General features: G+C 72.2%; 17 protein-coding genes. 3 read left to right on the plus strand and 14 right to left on the minus strand.

The window, feature by feature from the left end:
• Positions 1-14: 14 nt before the first annotated feature.
• The 12 genes from CLV71_RS25100 to CLV71_RS25145 all read right to left on the minus strand — a co-directional run bounded on the left by CLV71_RS25100 (position 15) and on the right by CLV71_RS25145 (position 14,503).
• A complete protein-coding gene (locus CLV71_RS25100) occupies positions 15-2,108 on the minus strand; it encodes a xanthine dehydrogenase family protein molybdopterin-binding subunit (protein ID WP_133905271.1) in 2,094 nt (697 codons plus the stop codon).
• Entirely contained in the window at positions 2,105-3,112 is a 1,008-nt protein-coding gene (locus tag CLV71_RS25105; protein ID WP_133905272.1) for an FAD binding domain-containing protein, read from the minus strand. The genes CLV71_RS25100 and CLV71_RS25105 overlap by 4 nt, the downstream gene beginning before the upstream one ends.
• On the minus strand, positions 3,109-3,618 hold the full coding sequence (locus CLV71_RS25110; RefSeq protein WP_133905273.1) for a (2Fe-2S)-binding protein: 510 nt from the start codon (positions 3,616-3,618) through the stop codon (positions 3,109-3,111). Before CLV71_RS25110 ends, CLV71_RS25105 begins: the two co-directional genes overlap by 4 nt.
• Before the next feature lie 42 nt (positions 3,619-3,660).
• Positions 3,661-4,662, minus strand: coding sequence for a sodium:calcium antiporter (locus CLV71_RS25115; protein ID WP_133905274.1), 1,002 nt, complete (start codon positions 4,660-4,662; stop codon positions 3,661-3,663).
• 245 nt (positions 4,663-4,907) lie between these two features.
• Positions 4,908-5,177, minus strand: coding sequence for a glycoside hydrolase family 15 protein (locus CLV71_RS50465; protein ID WP_341771668.1), 270 nt, complete (start codon positions 5,175-5,177; stop codon positions 4,908-4,910).
• Positions 5,170-6,699: a glycoside hydrolase family 15 protein gene (locus CLV71_RS25120; RefSeq protein ID WP_243866690.1), complete on the minus strand. Its 1,530-nt coding sequence runs from the start codon at positions 6,697-6,699 to the stop codon at positions 5,170-5,172. Before CLV71_RS25120 ends, CLV71_RS50465 begins: the two co-directional genes overlap by 8 nt.
• Entirely contained in the window at positions 6,690-7,811 is a 1,122-nt protein-coding gene (locus CLV71_RS25125) for an enolase C-terminal domain-like protein (protein ID WP_133905275.1), read from the minus strand. Before CLV71_RS25125 ends, CLV71_RS25120 begins: the two co-directional genes overlap by 10 nt.
• Complete coding sequence (locus tag CLV71_RS25130; protein ID WP_133905276.1) at positions 7,808-9,601, minus strand: thiamine pyrophosphate-requiring protein; 1,794 nt, start codon at positions 9,599-9,601, stop codon at positions 7,808-7,810. Before CLV71_RS25130 ends, CLV71_RS25125 begins: the two co-directional genes overlap by 4 nt.
• A 4-nt stretch (positions 9,602-9,605) precedes the next feature.
• Positions 9,606-12,581 (minus strand): FAD-binding and (Fe-S)-binding domain-containing protein, encoded by a 2,976-nt coding sequence (locus tag CLV71_RS25135; RefSeq protein ID WP_133905277.1) that lies wholly within the window; start codon positions 12,579-12,581, stop codon positions 9,606-9,608.
• Entirely contained in the window at positions 12,578-12,712 is a 135-nt protein-coding gene (locus CLV71_RS50170) for a hypothetical protein (protein WP_279588753.1), read from the minus strand. Before CLV71_RS50170 ends, CLV71_RS25135 begins: the two co-directional genes overlap by 4 nt.
• Positions 12,713-12,849: 137 nt before the next feature.
• Positions 12,850-13,824: a cation diffusion facilitator family transporter gene (locus CLV71_RS25140; protein ID WP_133905278.1), complete on the minus strand. Its 975-nt coding sequence runs from the start codon at positions 13,822-13,824 to the stop codon at positions 12,850-12,852.
• A 7-nt stretch (positions 13,825-13,831) separates the two neighbouring features.
• Entirely contained in the window at positions 13,832-14,503 is a 672-nt protein-coding gene (locus CLV71_RS25145; protein ID WP_133905279.1) for an HAD family hydrolase, read from the minus strand.
• A 107-nt stretch (positions 14,504-14,610) separates the two neighbouring features.
• Here CLV71_RS25145 and CLV71_RS25150 point away from each other — a divergent pair, with 107 nt between their 5' ends.
• Positions 14,611-14,817, plus strand: a complete 207-nt coding sequence (locus tag CLV71_RS25150; protein ID WP_166664247.1) for a DUF2795 domain-containing protein — start codon at positions 14,611-14,613, stop codon at positions 14,815-14,817.
• A 79-nt stretch (positions 14,818-14,896) separates the two neighbouring features.
• Complete coding sequence (locus CLV71_RS25155; RefSeq protein WP_133905281.1) at positions 14,897-15,766, plus strand: AAA family ATPase; 870 nt, start codon at positions 14,897-14,899, stop codon at positions 15,764-15,766.
• On the opposite strand, the gene CLV71_RS25160 is transcribed toward CLV71_RS25155, so the two are convergent.
• Positions 15,741-16,397, minus strand: a complete 657-nt coding sequence (locus tag CLV71_RS25160) for an alpha/beta fold hydrolase (protein ID WP_133905282.1) — start codon at positions 16,395-16,397, stop codon at positions 15,741-15,743. The genes CLV71_RS25155 and CLV71_RS25160 overlap by 26 nt on opposite strands.
• Here CLV71_RS25160 and CLV71_RS25165 point away from each other — a divergent pair.
• The gene (locus CLV71_RS25165; RefSeq protein WP_133905283.1) at positions 16,396-17,736 is read left to right on the plus strand and encodes a vWA domain-containing protein; all 1,341 of its coding nucleotides are present in this window, start codon (positions 16,396-16,398) and stop codon (positions 17,734-17,736) included. The two genes, CLV71_RS25160 and CLV71_RS25165, sit on opposite strands and share 2 nt — an antisense overlap.
• Positions 17,737-17,751: 15 nt before the next feature.
• Here CLV71_RS25165 and CLV71_RS25170 read toward each other — a convergent pair whose 3' ends face one another.
• Positions 17,752-18,960: an MFS transporter gene (locus CLV71_RS25170; RefSeq protein WP_133905284.1), complete on the minus strand. Its 1,209-nt coding sequence runs from the start codon at positions 18,958-18,960 to the stop codon at positions 17,752-17,754.
• Positions 18,961-19,003 lie beyond the last annotated feature (43 nt).

A 19,003-nucleotide genomic window follows, 5' to 3' on the forward strand; every position in this document is an offset into this window, starting at 1 on the left:
TGCCTCCGTGGATCTCACAGCGCTGAGAGCACCTTGTCGAGCGTGACCGGCAGGTTGCGAACCCGCACGCCGGTCGCGTGGTACACCGCGTTCGCGACCGCGGCGGCGGTGCCCACGATGCCGATCTCGCCGATTCCCTTGCTGCCGACGGGGTTCACGTGCGGGTCGTCCTCGTCGAGCCAGACGGCGTCGATGTCGGCGACGTCGGCGCAGGTGGCGATGTGGTACTCGGCAAGGTCGTGGTTCACGACGTGGCCGAACCGCGGGTCGAGCACGCTCTGTTCGTGCAGCGCCATGGACAGGCCCATGGTCATGCCGCCGACGAACTGCGACCGCGCGGTGCGCGGGTTGATGATCCGGCCGGCCGCGAACACGCCGAGCAGGCGCGGCACCCGGATCTCGCCGGTGTCGCGGTGCACGTGCGCCTCAACGAACTGGGCGCCGAACGCGTACATGGCGAAGCGGTCCTCCGCCGGGTTCTCCTCGACGTGGCCGTCGGCCGTCGCGCCGTCGGGTGGCTCGGGGCCGTACTTCTCGCGGAACGCCTCCGCCGCCGACACCACGGCCGAGCCCCACGTCGTCATCCCGGAGGACCCGCCGGCCACCGACGCGTTCGGCAGGCGGGTGTCGCCGATGTCCATCGTCACGTCCTCGACACCCACCCCGAGCGCGTCCGCGGCGATCTGCGCGAGCGTGGTCCACGTGCCGGTGCCCAGGTCCGCCGCGCCGATCTCGACGACGTAGCGGTCCCCGTCGACCCGGATGGTCGCGGTGGACTCGGGCATCCGGTTGACCGGGTACACCGACGACGCGACGCCGGTGCCGACGAGCCAGCCGTCCCGCTCCCGGACGCGGGGACGCGGGTCCCGGTCGGCCCAGCCGAACCGCGCGGCACCCTCACGCAGGCAGCCGACGAGGTCGCGGCTGGAGAAGGGTTTGCCGCTCTCCGGATCGGTCTCGGGCTCGTTGCGGATCCGCAGCTCGACCGGGTCCATGCCGAGGGCCTCGGCCAGCTCGTCCAACGCCACCTCGGGCCCGAACATGCCGGGACACTCGCCCGGCGCACGCATCCAGGACGGCACGGGGACGTCGAGCGCGGCGAGCCGGTGGGTGGTGACCCGGTTGGGCGACGCGTACATCATGCGGGTGGGCACGCCGGTCTGCTCGGCGAACTCCTCGACCTTCGAGGTCTGCTCCACCACGTCGATCGCGATGCCGGACAGCCGGCCCGACCGGTCGGCCGCCAGGCGCATCCGCTGGATCGTCGGGGTCCGGTAGCCCGCGAGGGCGAACATCTGCTGGCGGGTCAGCGCGAGCCTGACGTGGCGGCCGGGGTTGGCGCGGGCGGCCATGGCGGCGAGGACGACGTGCACGTGCGGCTGGCCCTTCGACCCGAACCCACCGCCGACGTACGGGCAGATCACCCGCACGTTCTCGGGGTCGAGCCCGAACAGCTCGGCGATCGCGGACCGGGTCGGGTGCACGCCCTGCGTCGAGTCCCACAGCGTGAGCCGTTCGCCGTCCCAGTGCGCGGTCGTGGCGTGTGGTTCGAGCGGGTTGTTGTGGTACATCGCGGTGGTGTAGGTCTGCTCGACCGTGACGTCCGCGTTCGCCATCGCCGCCGCCATGTCACCGGTGGAGGTGTCGGTCTCGAAGGCCGGGTTCACCTTCTCGGGCGCGTACAGGTCCGTGCGGTCGGCGGACAGCGTCACGTCGTGCGGTTCGGTCGCGTAGGTGACCCGCACGAGGTCGGCGGCCCGTGTCGCGGTCTCCGCGGTGTCGGCCACGGCGAGGCCGACGACCTGGCCGCGGAAGGCGACGTCGGGCCGCTGCAGGACGGCCAGCTCGCCGGTCGTGTCGGTCAGGGTCTCGGCGTCGAACGGGGTGAGGACCATGCGCACGCCCGGCAGGTCGGTGGCCGTGGTGGTGTCCACGGCCTCGACGCGGCCGAGCGCGATGGTCGCCTGCACCAGGCAGGCGTACGACACCGTGTCGGCCTCGGTCTCGTAGGCGTAGCGGGCGCGGCCGGTGACCTTGTCGAGGCCGTCCCTGCGGTGGAGTGCCCGGCCGATCGCGACGGGCCGGAGCCGGGGGTCGGTGGTCGTCATCGCGCTTCTCCCCGGTCTGTCAGGTCCCGCAGCGCGGCGACCAGCGTCCTGGTGGCGAGCCGGACCTTGAAGGCGTTGCCGCCCTCGAGCCCCTCGACCGGGCGGGCGTCGGCCAGCTCCTCGACGGCCGCCGCCTCGAACGCCTCCGCGGTCGGCCGCGCACCGCGCAGTGCGGCCTCGGCGCGGCGTGCCCGCCACGGCTTGTGCGCCACCCCGCCGAGCGCGATGCGGACGTCCCGCACCCGCCCGTCCGCGACCTCGACCGCGGCGGCCACACTGACCAGGGCGAACGCGAACGACGCGCGGTCACGCACCTTCCGGTACACCGACCGCCGCGCCATCGGCAACGCCGGCACGTCGATCGCGGTGATCAGCTCGCCGTGCGCGAGCGTCGTGTCCCCTTCCGGCGCGTCGCCGGGCAGGCGGTGCAGCTCGGTGAACGGGAGCGTGCGTTCGCCGTCCGGGCCGAGCACGTGCACGGTCGCGTCGAGAGCGGCGAGTGCGACGGCCAGGTCCGAAGGGTGGGTGGCCACGCAGTGTTCGGACGCGCCGAGGATGGCGTGGTGGCGCGTGTACCCGCCCAGCGCGCCGCACCCGGAGCCCGGCTCGCGCTTGTTGCACGGGGTCGTCACGTCCTGGAAGTAGACGCAGCGGGTGCGTTGCAGGGGGTTGCCGCCGACCGTGGCCATGTTCCGCAGCTGACCGGACGCACCGGCCAGGATCGCGGCCACCAGCACCGGATAGCGTTCGCGGGCCCTCTGGTCGGCGGCGAGGTCGCTGTTGCGCACGGCGGCGCCGATCCGCAGCCCGCCGTCCGGCAGGTCGGTGATCTCGGCCGAGGTGGCGTGGGTGACGTCGACGAGCGCGCCAGGGGCCGTGACACCGAGCTTGAGGTGGTCGACGAGGTTGGTGCCACCACCGAGGAACACCGCGTCCTGCGCCGAGGCGACGAGCCGGACGGCCTCCGCCGGGTCCGTCGGCGCCGTGAGCGTGAACGGCCTCATCGCGCCGCCCTCGCCGCCTGCTCGACCGCCGGCACGATGTTGCGGTAGGCCCCGCATCGGCAGAGGTTCCCGGCCATCCGTTCGCGGATCTCCTCCTCGGTCGGCTCCGGTCGCGTGCCGAGGTCGGCGGTCGCGTGGCTCGGCCAGCCGGCGTCCAGCTCGGCGAGCACGCCGACCGCGGAGCAGATCTGGCCGGGCGTGCAGTAGCCGCACTGGAAGGCGTCGCGTTCGATGAACGCCGCCTGCACCGGGTGCGGCTCGTCGCCGCTCGCGAGCCCGTCGGCAGTGGTGACCTCGCCGGTCACGGTGGCCGCCAGCGTCAGGCAGGAGAGCACGCGCCGCCCGTCGAGCAGCACCGTGCAGGCACCGCACTGGCCGTGGTCACACCCCTTCTTCGGACTGGTGACGCCGAGCCGGTCGCGCAACGCGTCGAGCAGTGTCGTCCGGGTGTCCACGGTGAGACGGCGCGTCGCACCGTCCACGCCGAAGGTGATCGCGGTGTCCATGCCGGGGGTTGTTCCCCGTGGCGCGCGGCTCAACCACCTCCGTCAGGTGGTACCGATGATCACGTAGGCGACCGCGCCGAGGTAGAGCGCCAGCCACACCGTGAGGGGGACGGCCGAGAAGTGGGGTGGCCTGCGGCGGGTGACGAGCAGGCAGAGCGCCGCTCCGACGATCGCGCAGCCCGCCGCGGCGACCGAGGGCGCGGACAGCCGCCAGTCCACGAAGGCCAGGCCGACGGCGATCGGGATGCTGGCCTGGAACACCATCGCACCCGTGATGTTGCCCAGCGCCAGGGTGTCCTTGTCCCGCCGCACCCACAGGACGCTGTTCAGCTTCTCGGGCAGCTCACTGGCCAGCGGCGCGAGCACGAGCGCGAGGGCGAGCGCCGGCACCCCGAGGTCGGTCGCGAGCCCCTCGATCTCGACGACGAACAGCTCGGCACCGCCGACGACCAGCCCGACCCCGGCCAGCGTCTGTAGCCACACCAGCGCCGTCCGGGGCTCCTCCCGGCCGCGGTCGAAGTACAGGCGGCTCAGGTCGTCGTCCTGTTCGGCACCCTTGCCACGTGCGATGGTCCGCCACGCGTACGCGGCGTAGCAGAGCACGAACAGGACCGCCGCGGTGATCCGCACGGCACTGTCGCAGACCAGGCCGAGGACCAGCGCGATGCTCATCAGCGGCAGGAAGACGGTGAGGTCCCTGCGGGTCGCCGCCCGGTCCAGGCTCAGGTCGGTGCCCTGCTCACGGCGCTTGCGGAACCCTGCGGCGGACAGGCCGACGACGGCCATGCCGAGCGTGCCGAGCAGGAACGGGGCGCCGATGACGGCGCCGATGGCGATCTGCCCGCTCGTCTCACCGGCGAGGATCGCGACCACCGGGATGACCGACTCCGGCAGGGCCGTGGCCACCGCGGCGAGCACGCTGCCGATCGGTCCGTGGCCGAGCCCGAGCCGGGAGCCCAGCCACTCGACGGAGTTCGTGAACAGGACGGCGCCACCGAGCAGGAGGGGAAAGCTGGCGACCACGAGCACGATGTGCCAGAGCATGGGGGAGGGTTACCCGAACCGGTGACGATCACGTCCCGACCGATGAGATCGTCCGGAATCAGCCGGACCCCGGTGCGTCGAGAGCGGCCCTGCCGTCCTCCGGCGCCGGTCCCCATCGACGCCCACGGATTCTCCTTGCGGACAGTCGTCTCGACACGGTCGAGATGGTGTGACCGGCCGGCGTGACGCGGCAGGTCACACCATCGAGCGGCGCCATCCGGGTGACCCGGCGTCACGCCTGCGCGCTAGTCGGGCCGGGTCGGTCGGTCCGCGACGACGGCGGAACCCTCCAGGTGCCGGGCGGTGTTCACCAGGCCGACCATGCTGAACGCCTGCGGGAAGTTACCGACCAGCCGTCCCCTCGTCGTGTCGTACTCCTCGCTCAGCAGGCCGACGTCGTTGCGGAAGTCCAGGAGCGAGGCGAACAGCCGCTCGGCCTCCGCGCTCCTGCCGGTGCCGTGCAGTGCGTCGGCGAGCCAGAAGCCGCACGCCAGGAAGCTGCCCTCCTCACCCAGGCAGCCCGTCGCCCTCGTACCGCTCGATCAACCCGTCACGGACGAGGTCGGCGCGGATGGCGTCGACGGTGCCGAGGACCCGTTCGTCCCGCCAGGGCAGGAAACCCACCCGGGGAACCAGCAGCAGCGCCGCGTCCAGCTCGGTCGAACCGTAGAACTGCGTGAACGTGCCGCGTTCCGCGTCGTACCCGCGCTCGCACACCTCGGCGTGGATGGTGTCGCGCAGGCGTCGCCACCGGTCGACGGGCCCGGGCAGGCCATGGGTCTCGACCGCCCGGACGGCCCGGTCGACACCCGACCACATCGTCACCTTCGAGTGCACGAAGTGCTGCCGCCGCCCCCGGAACTCCCACAGGCTGTTGTCCGGCAGCTGCCAGTTGCCCTCCAGGTGGTCCATCAGCTCCCGCTGGACCTGCCACGCCGTGTCCGTCGCCGTGACACCGGACTCCCGGCACAGGTGCAGCCCGGTGAGGACCTCGCCGAGCACGTCGAGCTGCAGCTGGTCGACGGCGCCGTTGCCGACCCGCACCGGTGTCGACTTCTCGTACCCGGTGAGGTGGTCGAGGGTGCGCTCCGGCAGGTGCCTCGTCCCGTCGAGACCGTAGACGACCTGGAGGTCGCCGGGGTCGCCGGCGACCGCACGCACCAGCCATTCGCGCCACGCGCGAGCCTCGTCGACGTAGCCGGTCTCCAGCAGTGCCTGCAGGGTGAACGTCGCGTCCCGCAGCCAGCAGTAGCGGTAGTCCCAGTTGCGTGAACCGCCGAGCTGTTCGGGCAGCGACGTCGTCGGCGCCGCGAGGATGCCGCCGGTCGGCGCGTAGGTGAGTGCCTTGAGCGTGACGAGCGCACGCCGCACCGCTTCTCCCCAGCGGCCGTCGTACCGGCACCGGGAGATCCAGTCCGCCCAGTACTTCTCGGTGTCCCGCAACGCGTCCTCTGCCTCGACGGGCTCGGGGGCGCCGAGGTGTGACGGGCGGTAGGTCAGGACGAACGGCACCCGGTCGCCCTCGGCGACGGTGAACTCTGCGTGCGCCGCCGTGTGCCGCTCGTCGTGCCGCGCGTCGAGGTCGACCGGGGTACGCAGCCAGACCGCGTCCGGCCCGGCCACGGCGACCAGCCGCCCGTCCTCACGGCGCAGCCACGGTCGCACCGCGCCGTAGCCGAAGCGGACCCGCAGCGTCATCCGCATGGGGACCCGCCCGGAGACGCCTTCGACCACCCGGACCACGTCGGCGTTCGCGCCGCGTGGCGGCATCAGGTCGGTCACCCGGACCGTGCCCTCCGGCGTGTCCCACTCGCTGTCCAGGACCAGCGAGTCACCTCGGTAGGCCCGTCGGGTCGCCGGACCGCCGCCGCGTGGCGCCAGCTGCCAGGTCCCGGCCTCCTCGTCGTCCAACAGGGCGGCGAAGCAGGCCGGTGAGTCGAAGCGCGGCAGACAGAGCCAGTCGATGCCGCCGGTCCTGGACACGAGCGCGGCGGTCTGGAGGTCGCCGAGCATCGCGTAGTCCTCGATCAACGCCATGCGGGTGTTCCGGTGGTCGCGTACCGCTCGACGTCCTGCTCCTTGAGCGTCAGGCCGAGGCCCGGCGCACCCGGGTCGGGCGTGACGACGCCGCCCGCCGGGTCGAGCACCCCGTCGAAGAACGCGGACTCGATGCGGTCGTGGTCGGCGAACCACTCCAGGTGCCGCATGTTCTGCGTGGCGACGGCGACGTGCGCCGCCGCGTTCTGCGCGCAGTGCGCCGAGACCTCGAGGTTCGCAGCCGCGGCCACGGCGGCCACCCGTCGCCATTCGGTGAACCCGCCACACCGGGTGACGTCGACCTGCAGGCAGTCGACCGCGCCCGCCGCGACCATCCGGGCGAAGTACGGCAGGTCGTAGCCGTACTCGCCGGCCGTCACGTCGATGCCGGTGGCGGCACGCACCTCGGCGAGACCGGCGAGGTCGTCACTGGACACCGGCTCCTCGAACCAGCGGACGTCGAGGTCCTCGAGCCGCTGCGCCACCCGTCGCGCCTGCCCGACGGAGTAGCCGCCGTTGGCGTCGACGTACAGCTCCACGTGCTCGCCGACCGCGGCCCGCGCCGTCCGGACGCGGGCGAGGTCCCGTTCGACCTCGCGGCCCCACGACTCACCGATCTTGATCTTCACGCGGGGGATTTCCTGCTTGTGCGCCCACGTGTCCAGCTGGTCGGTCAGCTCCGCGTCGCCGTAGGTGGTGAACCCGCCGCTGCCGTAGAGCGCCGCGGTGTCGTGCACGCGGCCGAGCAGCGTGCTCACCGGCGTACCCATGACCCGGGCCGCCGCGTCCCACAGCGCGATGTCCACCGCGGACAACGCGCACGAGACGAGCCCGGGGCGGCCGAGGTTGCGGATCCCGCGTTGCATCGCCTGCCATCGCGCCGGCACGTGCACGACCGGCCTGCCCACGACGAGCGGCGCGAGCGTGTCCCGCACCAGCGGCACACAGGCGGCATCGGCGTAGGTCCAGCCGAGGCCGACGGTGCCGCCCGCGCGTACCCGGACGACGGCGATCGTCGTCGCGTCCCACGCGAGGGTCCCGTCGGCCTCCGGACTCCGGGTCGGCACGCGGTAGGCACGCGCGTCGACCCCGTCGATGAGCGGTTCGGTCATTTCTTGAGGCCGGACAGCAGTTCCTGCGCCTTCGTCCGCACCCCCTGGGTGACGATGTGGAACGCGTCGGGGTCGCCCTTGAGCACGGCCTCGGTGAGCGACTTGAACTGCTCGAAGGTGGCGTGCGGCGGGATCGGCGGCACCTCGGGGTCGCACCGCACGTCGAGCACGGTGGCCCCCGACGCGGACAGCGCCGCGTCCCACGCCGGGCCGAGCTGGTCGGGTTCGTCGACGTTGTGGGCCTCGAGGCCGATGCCGCGGGCGAAGGCCGCGTAGTCGATGTCCGGCAGTGCCTGCGACTCCTCGAACTTCGGCGCGCCGCCCATGGCACGCAGCTCCCACGTGACCTGGTTGAGGTCGTTGTTGTGGAACACGCAGATCACGCACCGGCGGTCGGTCCACAGCTCCTGGTACCGCGCGATGGTGATCAGCTCGGCCATGCCGTTCATCTGCATGGCGCCGTCGCCGACGAGTGCGATCACCGGGCGGTCGGGGTGGGCGAACTTCGCGCCGATCGCGTACGGCACCCCCGGCCCCATCGTGGCGAGCGTGCCGGACAGCGAGCCCCGCATCTGGCCACGCATCCGCAGGTTGCGGGCGTACCAGTTGGTGGACGAGCCGGAGTCGGCCGTCACGATGGCGTTGTCCGGGATGCGTTCGGACAGCTCGGCCACGATCCGCATCGGGTTGATCGGGCGCGCGTCGACGGCCGCCTCGCGGGCCACGGTGTCCCACCAGGACGCGACGTTCTTCTCGACCGTCTCCCGCCACGACCGGTCGTCCTTGCGGTCCAGCTTGGGGAGCAACGCGGTCAGGGTGGCCGCGGCGTCGCCGACGAGGTTGACCTCCGTCGGGTACCGCATGCCGACGAACCGGCCGTCGATGTCGATCTGGACCGCACGCGCCTGCCCGAACTCGGGGAGGAACTGCGAGTAGGGGAAGTTCGAGCCCACGATCAGCAACGTGTCGCAGTCCCGCATCAGCTCGTAGCTCGCCCGTGTGCCGAGCAGTCCGATCGAGCCGGTCACATAGGACAGCTCGTCGGACAGGACGTCCTTGCCCAGCAACGCCTTCGCCACCCCGGCACCGGTCAGCTCGGCGATCTCCCGCACCTGCGGGGCCGCACCCCGGGCGCCCTGCCCCACGAGGATCGCGACCTTCTCGCCCGCGTTGAGCACCTCGGCCGCCCGCGCCACCTCGTGCTCCGGCGCGACCGTCACCGAGTACGCCGTCCCCGGCGGGCTCGACGGCACCTGCTTGAACACGTGCTTGGGCGGCGTGTACTCCTCTTCCTGCAGGTCGGCGGGGATGATCAACGCCGTCGGCGCCCGGTTGGCCTGCGCGGTGCGGATGGCCCGGTCCAGCGCGTTGGGCAGCTGCTCGGCGACGTTCACCTCGACCAGGTAGTCCGACGCGACGTCCTTGTACAGCGCCTGGAGGTCGATCTCCTGCTGGTAGCTGCCGCCCATGGCGCTGCGCGCGGTCTGCCCGACGATCGCCACGACCGGCACGTGGTCGAGCTTCGCGTCGTACAGGCCGTTGAGCAGGTGGATCGCACCCGGCCCCGACGTGGCCATGCAGACCCCGACGTGCCCGGAGAACTTCGCGTAGCCGACGGCGGCGAACGCGGCCATCTCCTCGTGCCGCGCCTGGACGAACCGGGGCTCGTTGTCCGCCTTGCCGAACGCGGCGACGATCCCGTTGATCCCGTCACCCGGATAGGCGAACACCTGCTGGACGTCCCACTCCCGCAGTCGTTGCAGGATGTAGTCGCCGACGGTCTGTGCCATGTTCTCACTCCTCATCGTGCGGGTGCCTGGTCAGCAGCTCGGCGAGATGCATTGCCTCGCGACCCCCGCTGTCGAGTTCGTGGACCTGTGTGCGGCAGCTGAACCCGTCGGCCAGCACGACCGTCCCGGGGTCGGCCGCACGCACCCGGGGGAGGAGTACCCGTTCCGCGCACGCCACGCTCACCTCGTGGTGGTCGGGTTCGAAACCGAAGTTGCCTGCCAGCCCGCAGCAGCCGGAGTCCAGCCGTTCCGCGTCGACGCCGGCCCTGCGCAACAGCTCCTGGTCGGCGTCCCAGCCGAGCACGGCGTGCTGGTGGCAGTGCACCTGGGTGATCGCCCTGGTGCCGGTGGGCAGCCGAGGCGGCTGGTAGCCGGGGGAGTGCTCGGTGAGCAGCTCGGCCAGTGTCACGGTCTGCTCACGCAGCCTGCGCACGTCCCGGTCCTCCGGGAACAGCTCGGCCGCGTCGGACCGGAACACCGCGGTACAGCTGGGTTCCAGCCCGAGCACCAGACCACCGGTCCGCAGGTGCGGCGCCAGGGTTCCTACCGTGCGGGTCAGGACCCGTTTCGCCGTGGCGAGCTGTCCGGTCGAGATCCACGTCAGGCCGCAGCAGACGGGCTCCGACGGCATGATCACCCGCCAGCCGGCGTCCTCGACCAGCTCGACCGCCGCGCGACCGACCCTCGGGTGGAAGCGGTTGGTGAACGTGTCCGGCCACAGCAGCACCGTGCCCCGCGAGCCGTCGCCGCGGGGGCGCCGCCGGCCGAACCACTGCTGCAGGGTCTCGTTCGCGAACGCGGGGATCTCCCGGTCCGCCAACCCGGCGGCCCTGGTCGCGAGCCGCCGCAGCGCGGGGACCTTCGCGAGCGCGTTGACCACGCGGGTGAGGCGGGCCCTGCCCACCGACCTGGCCAGCACGGGCAGCCAGCCCAACGCCAGGTGCGCCCTCGGCCTGCGCCACTGGCGGCCCTTGTAGTGGTGGGCGAGGAACTCGGCCTTGTACGTGGCCATGTCCACACCGGCCGGACAGTCGGTCTTGCATCCCTTGCACGCCAGGCAGAGGTCGAGTGCGTCACGTACCTCGGTGGAGCGCCAGCCGTCGGTGATGGGGCTGTCGCCGTGTCCGTTCAGCATCTCGAACAGCAGGCGGGCACGCCCGCGCGTGGAGTGCTCCTCCTCGCCCGTCACCTGGTAGGACGGGCACATCACCTCGCCGCCGTCCGTGCTGTGCTGACGGCAGCGGCCGACGCCGACGCACCGGTTGGCCGCGTCGGCGAACGAGCCGCCGTCGTCCGGGTACCGGAAGTACACGTCCTGGGGGGTCGCCGGCGCCCAGTCGCCGCCGAGCCGCAGGTGCGAGTCCAGAGGCGCGGGCGCGACGACCTTGCCGGGGTTCATCCTGTTGTGCGGGTCGAAGATCGTCTTCAGCTGGCCGAACGCCCGCATGAGGTCCGGGCCGAACATGCGGGGGAGCAGCTCACCCCTGGTCTGGCCGTCGCCGTGCTCGCCGGACAGCGACCCGCCCAGCTCGGCCACGAGGTCGGCGGCGCGTTCCAGGAACCGGCGGTAGGTCGCGACGCCCTGCGCGGTGTAGAGGTCGAACGGGATGCGGGTGTGCACGCAGCCCTGTCCGAAGTGGCCGTACAGGCTGGGGCCGGTGTCGCTCGCGTAGCCGAACTCCGCGTACAGCTCCCGCAGCCTGCGCAGGTAGTCGCCGAGCTTCTCCGGTGCGACCGCGGAGTCCTCCCAGCCCTCGAAGGTGTCGGGGCGGTGGGGGACGTGTGCGGTGGCGCCCAGCCCCGCCTCACGCACCTGCCACAGCTGCGTCTCGTGTGCCGGGTCGTCCAGCACCTCCACGTTCGCGGCGTGCTCGGTGTCGTGGATGGCGTCGAGCATGTCGTGGGCCCGCCGGTCCGCCTCGTCGGTCGTCTCGCCGCCGAACTGCACCATGAGGAACGCGTGCCCCGCCGGCAGCTCGGACAACGCGTCGGGGTTGAGGTGCTTGAGCTGCTCGTCGCGGATCAGCTTCGCGTCGAGGCCCTCCAGCGCGATCGGCTCGTGCGGCAGGATCGCGGGCACCGCGTCGGCCGCCTTGTCGACACTGGGATAGCCGAGCACGACCAGGGTGCGTTCCCGCACCACCGGAACGAGCTTCAGCTTCGCACGCAGCACCGTGACCAGGGTGGACTCGCTGCCCACCAGGAGGCCGGCGACGTCGAAGCCGTGCTCGGGGAGCAGCGAGTCGAGGTTGTAGCCCGACACCCGGCGCGGGATGTCGGGGAAGCCGGCGCGGATCCGGTCGGCGTAGGTGTCCCGCAGCGCACGCAGCTGCCGGTAGATCGCCGCCTTCGGGTCGCCGCGACGTTCGATCGCGGCGTAGGCGTCGTCGTCGGTCGGCCCGCACCAGAACCGCGTGCCGTCGTGGCAGAGCACCTCCAGCTCGGCGATGTTGTCCACGACCTTGCCCGTGCGCTGCGCGGTGGCGCCGCAGGAGTTGTTGCCGATCATGCCGCCGAGCGTGCAGTTCATGTGCGTCGCCGGTTCCGGGCCGAACCGCAGGCCGGTGGGGGCCAACTCGCGGTTCAGGTCGTCGAGCACGATGCCCGGCTCCACGACGCAGGTCCGCTCGTCGGTGTCGACGGACAGCAGCCGGTTGCAGTACTTCGACCAGTCGATCACCACGGCGGTGTTCGTGCACTGCCCGGCCAGGCTGGTGCCGCCGCCTCGGGACAGCACCGGCGCGCCGTGCGCGTGCGCCACCGCGACCGCGGCCGCCGCGGCCTCGGGGGTGCGTGGCACGACGACGCCGATCGGCACCTGCCGGAAGTTCGACGCGTCCGTCGAGTACGCCGCCAGGCTGCCCGCGTCGAACCGCACCTCGCCGTCGACGGCGTCGGCGAGCGCGGCCTCGAGCGCGGCGGTGTCCACCTCGGCCGCACGCGCGACGACGACCGGGTCGGGCAGGTCGACGGTGCTCACCGGCCCGCGCCCGCCGCGACGCCACCGAGCAGGCCGTCGGGGCAAGCCGCCCGCGCCCGCGAGCCGCGGCGGATCGCCCGCCTGGACCCGACCCTCGCCCTGGTGACCACCGACACGTGCACCATCCCCATGGTCGTCTTCCCTCCGCCGCTCCAGAAGGCGGGCTTACCTCGTTCACGCGCCGCAAACGTCACCGGCGAAAATGGACCGAGTCGGGTCCGCCGTGGAGTGGACACACTGGTGAGAACCTCCGATAACGCCCAGCGGCTCAGTCGGCGAGGACCCGGCCGTAGCGCCGCAGCACCCGTTCCCTCAGGTCGGGGTCCGAGCGGGGTACCGGCTGGATGAACACCTCGTCGAGGTCGGGGAACCGCTCCCGCAGCTCGCCGTCGATGCGCATGCACGCCTGTTCGAGGTCACCGGCGGTGTAGGTGTCCACGAAGTCGACCCGTGCGCACAGCAGCACCCGGTCCGTGCCGGTGAGCATGGTCTGGACGTCGACGAGGTCGTCGACCTCGGGCTGGCGCTCCAACAGCTCCCACACCGACCGCACGAGCCGGGGGTCGGCCTGCCGTCCGATCAGCAGGGTCTTGCAGGTCTGGCCGAGCAGGAACGCGACGACCGTGAGCAGCACGCCGATCGCGATCGACGCGACGCCGTCCCACACCGCCGACCCGGTGAGCTGGTGCAGCGCGACACCGGCCCCGGCCAGCACGATGCCGATCACTGCGGACAGGTCCTCGGTGAACACCGCGCGTGGCGCCGGGTCGTCACTGCCGCGCAGCTGCGTCGACACGGACTGGTCGTGTTCGTCGGCCTCGGTGCGCACCTGCCGAGTGGCCTGGAGGAACGAGGTGCCCTCGAGCACGAGCGCGATGCCGAGCACGACGTAGTTCACCCAGGCGTAGGTGCTGGGCTCCGAGTCCTCGACGATCGTGTGCACCCCCTGGTACACCGAGAAAGCCGCGCCGGACACCAGGATCCCGAACGCGGCGAGCAGCGACCAGAAGTACCGCTCCTTGCCGTACCCGAAGGGGTGTTGCCGGTCCGCGGGGCGCTCCGACCGCCGCACCGCGGTCAGGAGCAGGATCTGGGTGGACGTGTCGCCCACCGAGTGCGCCGCCTCCGAGAGCAGGGCACCCGAACCGCTCAGCAGGCCCGCGATCAGCTTGAGCACCGCCACGGCGAGGTTGGCGCCGAGTGCGACGAGGACTGTGACAACGCTCTGGTTCTTCTCTGCCATACCGACCTCAGGACGCGGAGAACGGCAGCTCGCCGAGTGCGTCGCGCAGGCTCGGCAGGTCCGCGAACACCGCCGCGGCACCCGCGTCCCGCAGCTCCGCCTCGCCGAAGCCACCGGTCAGCAGCGCCACACACGGCAGCCCGGCGCGCTCGGCGGCCGCACAGTCCCAGGTGGAGTCGCCGACCAGGCACGCACGGTCGCCCCCGACGCGCTTCAGCGCCGTGTCCAGCAGGTCCGGCGCCGGTTTGGTGTCCGAGACGTCCTCCGCGCTGGTCCAGTCGTCGGCGAGGTCGTGCAGGTCGAGCAGGTCGAGATAGTGCTTGACGTGTGCGGGATCACCCGAACTGGCCAACGCCACGGTCCAACCGTGTCCGCCCGCCGCCGCGACGAGGTCCCGCGCCCCCGCGAGGCCCCGGATCTGCGGGATCATCGGCTCGAAGACACGCTTCCACTCGTCGCGCAGGGTGTCGCCCAGCTCACGCTCCACGTCGTCACCCGCGACGTGCGCGACGAGGCGGTCGCCACCCATGCCGATCGCGCGGTGCAGGCGCCACACCGGGACCGTCACGTCGTGGCGCTGGAACGCCTGGAACCAGGCGATCGCGTGGTGGTAGTTGGTGTCGACCAGCGTGCCGTCCACGTCGAAGATCACGGTGTCGTCGGTCTGCTCAGTAGTCACCGAAAATGGCTACCCAGGGGGTCGTTCGGGGAAACGCCGGTCCGGACAGGACACCGCCGGCGTGTTACACGAACGTTTCGTTCGGTCTCCTGTGGGCAGCCACAAGTATGGACTCCACGGATGAAACGCCCAGGCTCTCGGTGATCCTGGGCGATCTCACGTACCCGGCCGAGAAGTGGCGGATCACCGCGTGCGCCGACATCTACGGCGTCGACGCGAGCACCAGGCGTGCGTTGTACCGCCTGCCCGCCCGCACCTACCGGGACGCCGACGACGTCACGTCCGCGCTCGACGAGTCGGCGACCGTGGGCTGACGCGCGTCACAGCCGCCTTTTCCCTGGCCGATCCGCTGATAGCTTGAGATCAGCGAACGGCGAGGGAGGGGTAACGGGCATGGACGAGCCGCCATCACCGACCGGTCCTGCCGGGATCGACGCCGCGCTGCGTGCGGTCGACTACCTGGCGGACACCCAGACGGTCACCACGCTCCACCTCGCCGAGCGGCTCGACAAGCCGGTGCTGGTGGAGGGGCCCGCTGGTACCGGCAAGACCGAGCTGGCGAAGGCGGTGGCCAGGATCGACGGGTCGCCGCTGATCCGGTTGCAGTGCCACGAGGGCATCGACGAGTCCAAGGCACTCTACGAGTGGGACTACCGCAAGCAGCTGCTCCGCCTGCAGGCCACGGCTGACACCAGCGACTGGGCCGCCGTCGAGCAGGACATCTTCTCCGAGCCGTTCCTGCTCGAACGGCCGCTCCTGGCCGCCATCCGCAGCGAGCGCCGGGTCGTCCTGCTGATCGACGAGGTCGACCGGCTCGACGTGGAGACCGAGGCGCTGCTGCTGGAGGTGCTGTCGGAGTACCAGGTCTCGGTGCCGGAGCTGGGTACCGTCCGGGCCCGCACCCACCCGCGCGTGTTCCTGACGTCGAACAGCAGCCGCGAGCTGTCGGAGGCGCTCAAACGACGCTGCCTCTACCTGCACCTGGGCTATCCCACCCCGGAACGTGAGCGGGAGATCATCCAGGCCCGCGTGCCGGGGCTCTCCACCGCGATCGCCACGCAGGTCGCCGACACGGTCGGGTCCATGCGGAGGCTGGAGCTGCGCAAGCGGCCGTCGGTCTCGGAAACCCTGGACTGGGCGAGGATCCTGCTGGACCTGCGGGTGTCCGAAGTGGACGACGACGTCGTGGCGCAGAGCCTCTCCGTGCTGCTGAAGAACCAGTCCGACATCGAGCTGGTCAGCGAGAAGCTAGGAACCGCGTGACCGCGTCCATCGCGGCGAGAGCCGACACGGTGGCGAAGTGGTCGACACCCCGCAGTACGACCAACCGCGCGTCGGGCAGCGCGTCGACGAGCCCCTGCGCCGGCATCGCCGTGTCGCGGTCGCCGATCACCACCAGCACCGGGCACGTGATCTGCCGCAGCCCGTCCTCGGGCACACCGCGCGGCGCCGACTCCAGGTACGACGCGACCTCGTGCCGGTCGTTGCCGTTGCCCGCGATCATCCGCCAGAACGTGCGGTGCCCGATGTCCTCCGGTTCCGCCGGTCCCCGCAGCGCGGCCGCCAGCGCGGTGGCCCGGCCGGGGGCGGGGTCGAGCACCCGGTCGCCGACGCCGAGCACGGCCAGACGCGTGAACCGGTGTGGCTCCCGCGCCGCCGCGGCCAGCACCGCGACGGCCCCCGCCGAGAAGCCCGCCGCGGCGGTCGGCTCGTCCCCGGCGGCGGCGAGGACCGCGTCGGCGGCCGAACCGTCCACCGGGGCGCCGCCGTGACCGGGCAGCCGGACCGGCCGGGGGATCACGCCCTCCGACACCAGGACGTCGACCCAGCCGGGCCGCCGCCAGTTCTGGTCGAAGGTGGACCCGAGCCCGTGCACCAGAAGGACCTCTGACATGTCGCGAGACTACGGCGTGGCCGGGCTGGTGCGGGAGCTTCGCGCCACCGGCGTCCCCGTCGGGCTGTCCGAGCACCTCGACGCGACCAGGGCCCTGGCCGAGACCGACCTGTTCGACCGGGACGAGCTGCGGGCGGCGCTGCGGACCACGCTGGTCAAGGACGCCGGTCACTTCGCGACCTTCGACCTGGTGTTCGACCTGTACTTCACCGGACAGCCGGTGGACGTCGCCGAGCACCTGGCCGAGCTGTCCGACGCGGAGCTGCGTGACCTGCTCGCCGCGGCAGTGCGCCGGGAGGACGACACACTGCTGCGCCAGGTCGTCGGCGTGCTCGTCGGCCGCCACGCGGGGTTCGAGCCGGGCCGCGCGGTCGCGGGCGTGCTCTACCAGATGCGCACCGTCCGGGCGATCGACCTGGAGCAGCTCGGCACCGCTCTGTCCGACCCGAGCCCGCCGGGACCCGGCTGGGCCCGCAGGCTCGCGACCGAACGCGTCGAGGACGCCCTGCAGCGCGTGCAGGACGAGGTCGGCGCCGAGATCCGGCGCAGGCTGATCGAGGACCGCGGTGCCGACGCGGTCGCGCGGACACTGCGCACCCCGCTGCCGGAGGACGTGGACTTCCTGCAGGCCGCGCAACGTGACGCCGACGCGCTGCGGCTGGTGATCCAGCCGCTGGCCCGCAAGCTGGCCGCGCGGCTGGCCGTCACCCGCAAGCGCGCGGCGCGGGGCATCCTGGACTTCCGCCGCACGGTCCGCAACGCGTTGTCCACCGGCGGGGTGCCGGTCGAGCCGGTGTTCCGGCCGCGGCGGCCCGCCAAGCCGAGGCTGGTCGTGCTGGCCGACATCTCCGGCTCGGTCTCCACCTTCGCGGGCTTCGCACTGCAGCTCGTGCACGCGCTGCGGGGCGAGTTCACCGCGGTGCGCTCGTTCGTGTTCGTCGACGGGCTCGACGAGGTGACCGACATCTTCTCCGACGCGGGGCACCTCGGCGCGGCCATCAGGTCCATCAACGCACGCGGCTGCGGCGTCCGCTACGACGGGCGCTCGGACTACGGGCACGTGTTGAGGACCTTCGACGGGTCGTTCGTGGACAGCCTCACCCCGCGCACGACGGTCCTGGTGCTGGGCGACGCCCGCTCGAACTACCTCGAACCGCGTACCGAGGCGCTCGCGGGCATCGCCGCCCGCGCCGGGCACGTGTACTGGCTCAACCCGGAGCCGATGTCGGCGTGGGACAGCGGCGACTCGGTGATCGGCCGGTACGCGCCGCACTGCGAGCGCGTGGTGGAGTGCCGCTCGCTGCGCCAGCTCCGCGCGTTCGTGGAGTCCCTGACGTGAGCGGACGGCCGGTGCTCACCCCTGGCCACGACGCAGCAGCAGGAGTGGCGTGGCGAGGAGCGCCACCCCCGCGAGGGCGAGGGCCGCACGTGGGCCGGTGACCTGCGCGAGAAGCCCCCACAGCACGGTGATCGACGCGATGCTGACGCTGCTCGTGATCGACCAGGCGGTGAGCACCCGCGCCTGGCGGTCCTCGTCGGTGTTCCTCAGCCGGTAGGCGACCAGGACGGGGTTGAACAGGCTGATACAGGCGATCAGCCCCAGCTCGGTGACGATCACGACCACGAGTCCCGCCACGCCCGGCTGGATGAACACGAGCCCGACGGGCCAGCAGGCACGCACCGTGCCGAACACCCGCAGCACCGCCCGCTCCCCGAGCCGGCGGACGACGCGGCGCGCGAGCCGGGACCCGACCAGCCCGCCGACGCACGGCACCGCGAACGCCAGCCCGTACTGCCAGACCGGGAACCCCAGCTCCGAGAGCATCAGCACCGACAGCAGCGGCTCCGTCGCCATGATCAACCCGTTGACCAGCATGACGTTCACGAAGAACCGGCGCAGCGTGCGGTGGGCGAGGAGGTAGCGCCACCCCTCGACGACGTCGCCCCATCGGCGTGCCGGGGCCGTCCGCGCCGGCGGGGGCCGCTCCGGCTCCCTGATCGCGGTGATGCCGAGCGCCGAGAGGAGGTAGCTCACCGCGTCGAGGACGACCGTGGTCACCGGCCCCAGCAACCCGATCGCCGCACCTCCCAGCGGCGGCCCCACGATCGTCGCCGACCAGGTGGTCGACTCGAAACGGCTGGTGGCCACCAGGAGCCGGTCCGCGGGGACGACCGTCCTGAGGTAGGCGCCGCTCGCGGCGGCGAACGCGATCTTCGCCGCCGCCGTGACGATCGCGACCACCAGCAGCTGCGCGAACGACAACGCGCCGAGCCAGTAGACGAGCGGCACGGACGCCAACACCGCGAAGCGGGCCACGTCCGTGGCGATCATGACGGGTCGCTTGGCACGGAACTCCGTCCACGGCCCGAGCGGGACCGCGAGCAGCGCCCCGATCGCGAGCCCCGACGACGACAGGACCGCCACCTCGGCCGAACCGGCGTGCAGGACCGTGATGGCGACCACCGAGAGCGCGCCGAAGCCGAGCCCCGTCCCGTAGGCGCTGACCGCGTAGGCCGCCCACAGCCACCCGAACGTCCCGCCCAGGCTCGTTCTCCGCCACATGTCCGATACCCCCGGCTCGTGGACAACGCCCTGTTGCCACGGA

The organism is Actinophytocola oryzae (assembly GCF_004364325.1).
GTDB classification, from domain to species: Bacteria; Actinomycetota; Actinomycetes; order Mycobacteriales; family Pseudonocardiaceae; genus Actinophytocola; species Actinophytocola oryzae.

Bases quoted from the DNA above. Each gene is read 5' to 3' on its own strand.
- CLV71_RS50170 (WP_279588753.1), bottom strand. From the start codon at position 12,712: ATGGGGATGGTGCACGTGTCGGTGGTCACCAGGGCGAGGGTCGGGTCC.
- CLV71_RS25140 (WP_133905278.1), bottom strand. From the start codon at position 13,824: ATGGCAGAGAAGAACCAGAGCGTTGTCACAGTCCTCGTCGCACTCGGC.
- CLV71_RS25150 (WP_166664247.1), top strand. From the start codon at position 14,611: ATGGACTCCACGGATGAAACGCCCAGGCTCTCGGTGATCCTGGGCGAT.
- CLV71_RS25125 (WP_133905275.1), bottom strand. From the start codon at position 7,811: ATGACCGAACCGCTCATCGACGGGGTCGACGCGCGTGCCTACCGCGTG.
- CLV71_RS25100 (WP_133905271.1), bottom strand. From the start codon at position 2,108: ATGACGACCACCGACCCCCGGCTCCGGCCCGTCGCGATCGGCCGGGCA.
- CLV71_RS25105 (WP_133905272.1), bottom strand. From the start codon at position 3,112: ATGAGGCCGTTCACGCTCACGGCGCCGACGGACCCGGCGGAGGCCGTC.
- CLV71_RS25155 (WP_133905281.1), top strand. From the start codon at position 14,897: ATGGACGAGCCGCCATCACCGACCGGTCCTGCCGGGATCGACGCCGCG.
- CLV71_RS25165 (WP_133905283.1), top strand. From the start codon at position 16,396: ATGTCGCGAGACTACGGCGTGGCCGGGCTGGTGCGGGAGCTTCGCGCC.
- CLV71_RS25160 (WP_133905282.1), bottom strand. From the start codon at position 16,397: ATGTCAGAGGTCCTTCTGGTGCACGGGCTCGGGTCCACCTTCGACCAG.
- CLV71_RS25130 (WP_133905276.1), bottom strand. From the start codon at position 9,601: ATGGCACAGACCGTCGGCGACTACATCCTGCAACGACTGCGGGAGTGG.
- CLV71_RS25170 (WP_133905284.1), bottom strand. From the start codon at position 18,960: ATGTGGCGGAGAACGAGCCTGGGCGGGACGTTCGGGTGGCTGTGGGCG.
- CLV71_RS25110 (WP_133905273.1), bottom strand. From the start codon at position 3,618: ATGGACACCGCGATCACCTTCGGCGTGGACGGTGCGACGCGCCGTCTC.
- CLV71_RS25115 (WP_133905274.1), bottom strand. From the start codon at position 4,662: ATGCTCTGGCACATCGTGCTCGTGGTCGCCAGCTTTCCCCTCCTGCTC.
- CLV71_RS25120 (WP_243866690.1), bottom strand. From the start codon at position 6,699: ATGGCGTTGATCGAGGACTACGCGATGCTCGGCGACCTCCAGACCGCC.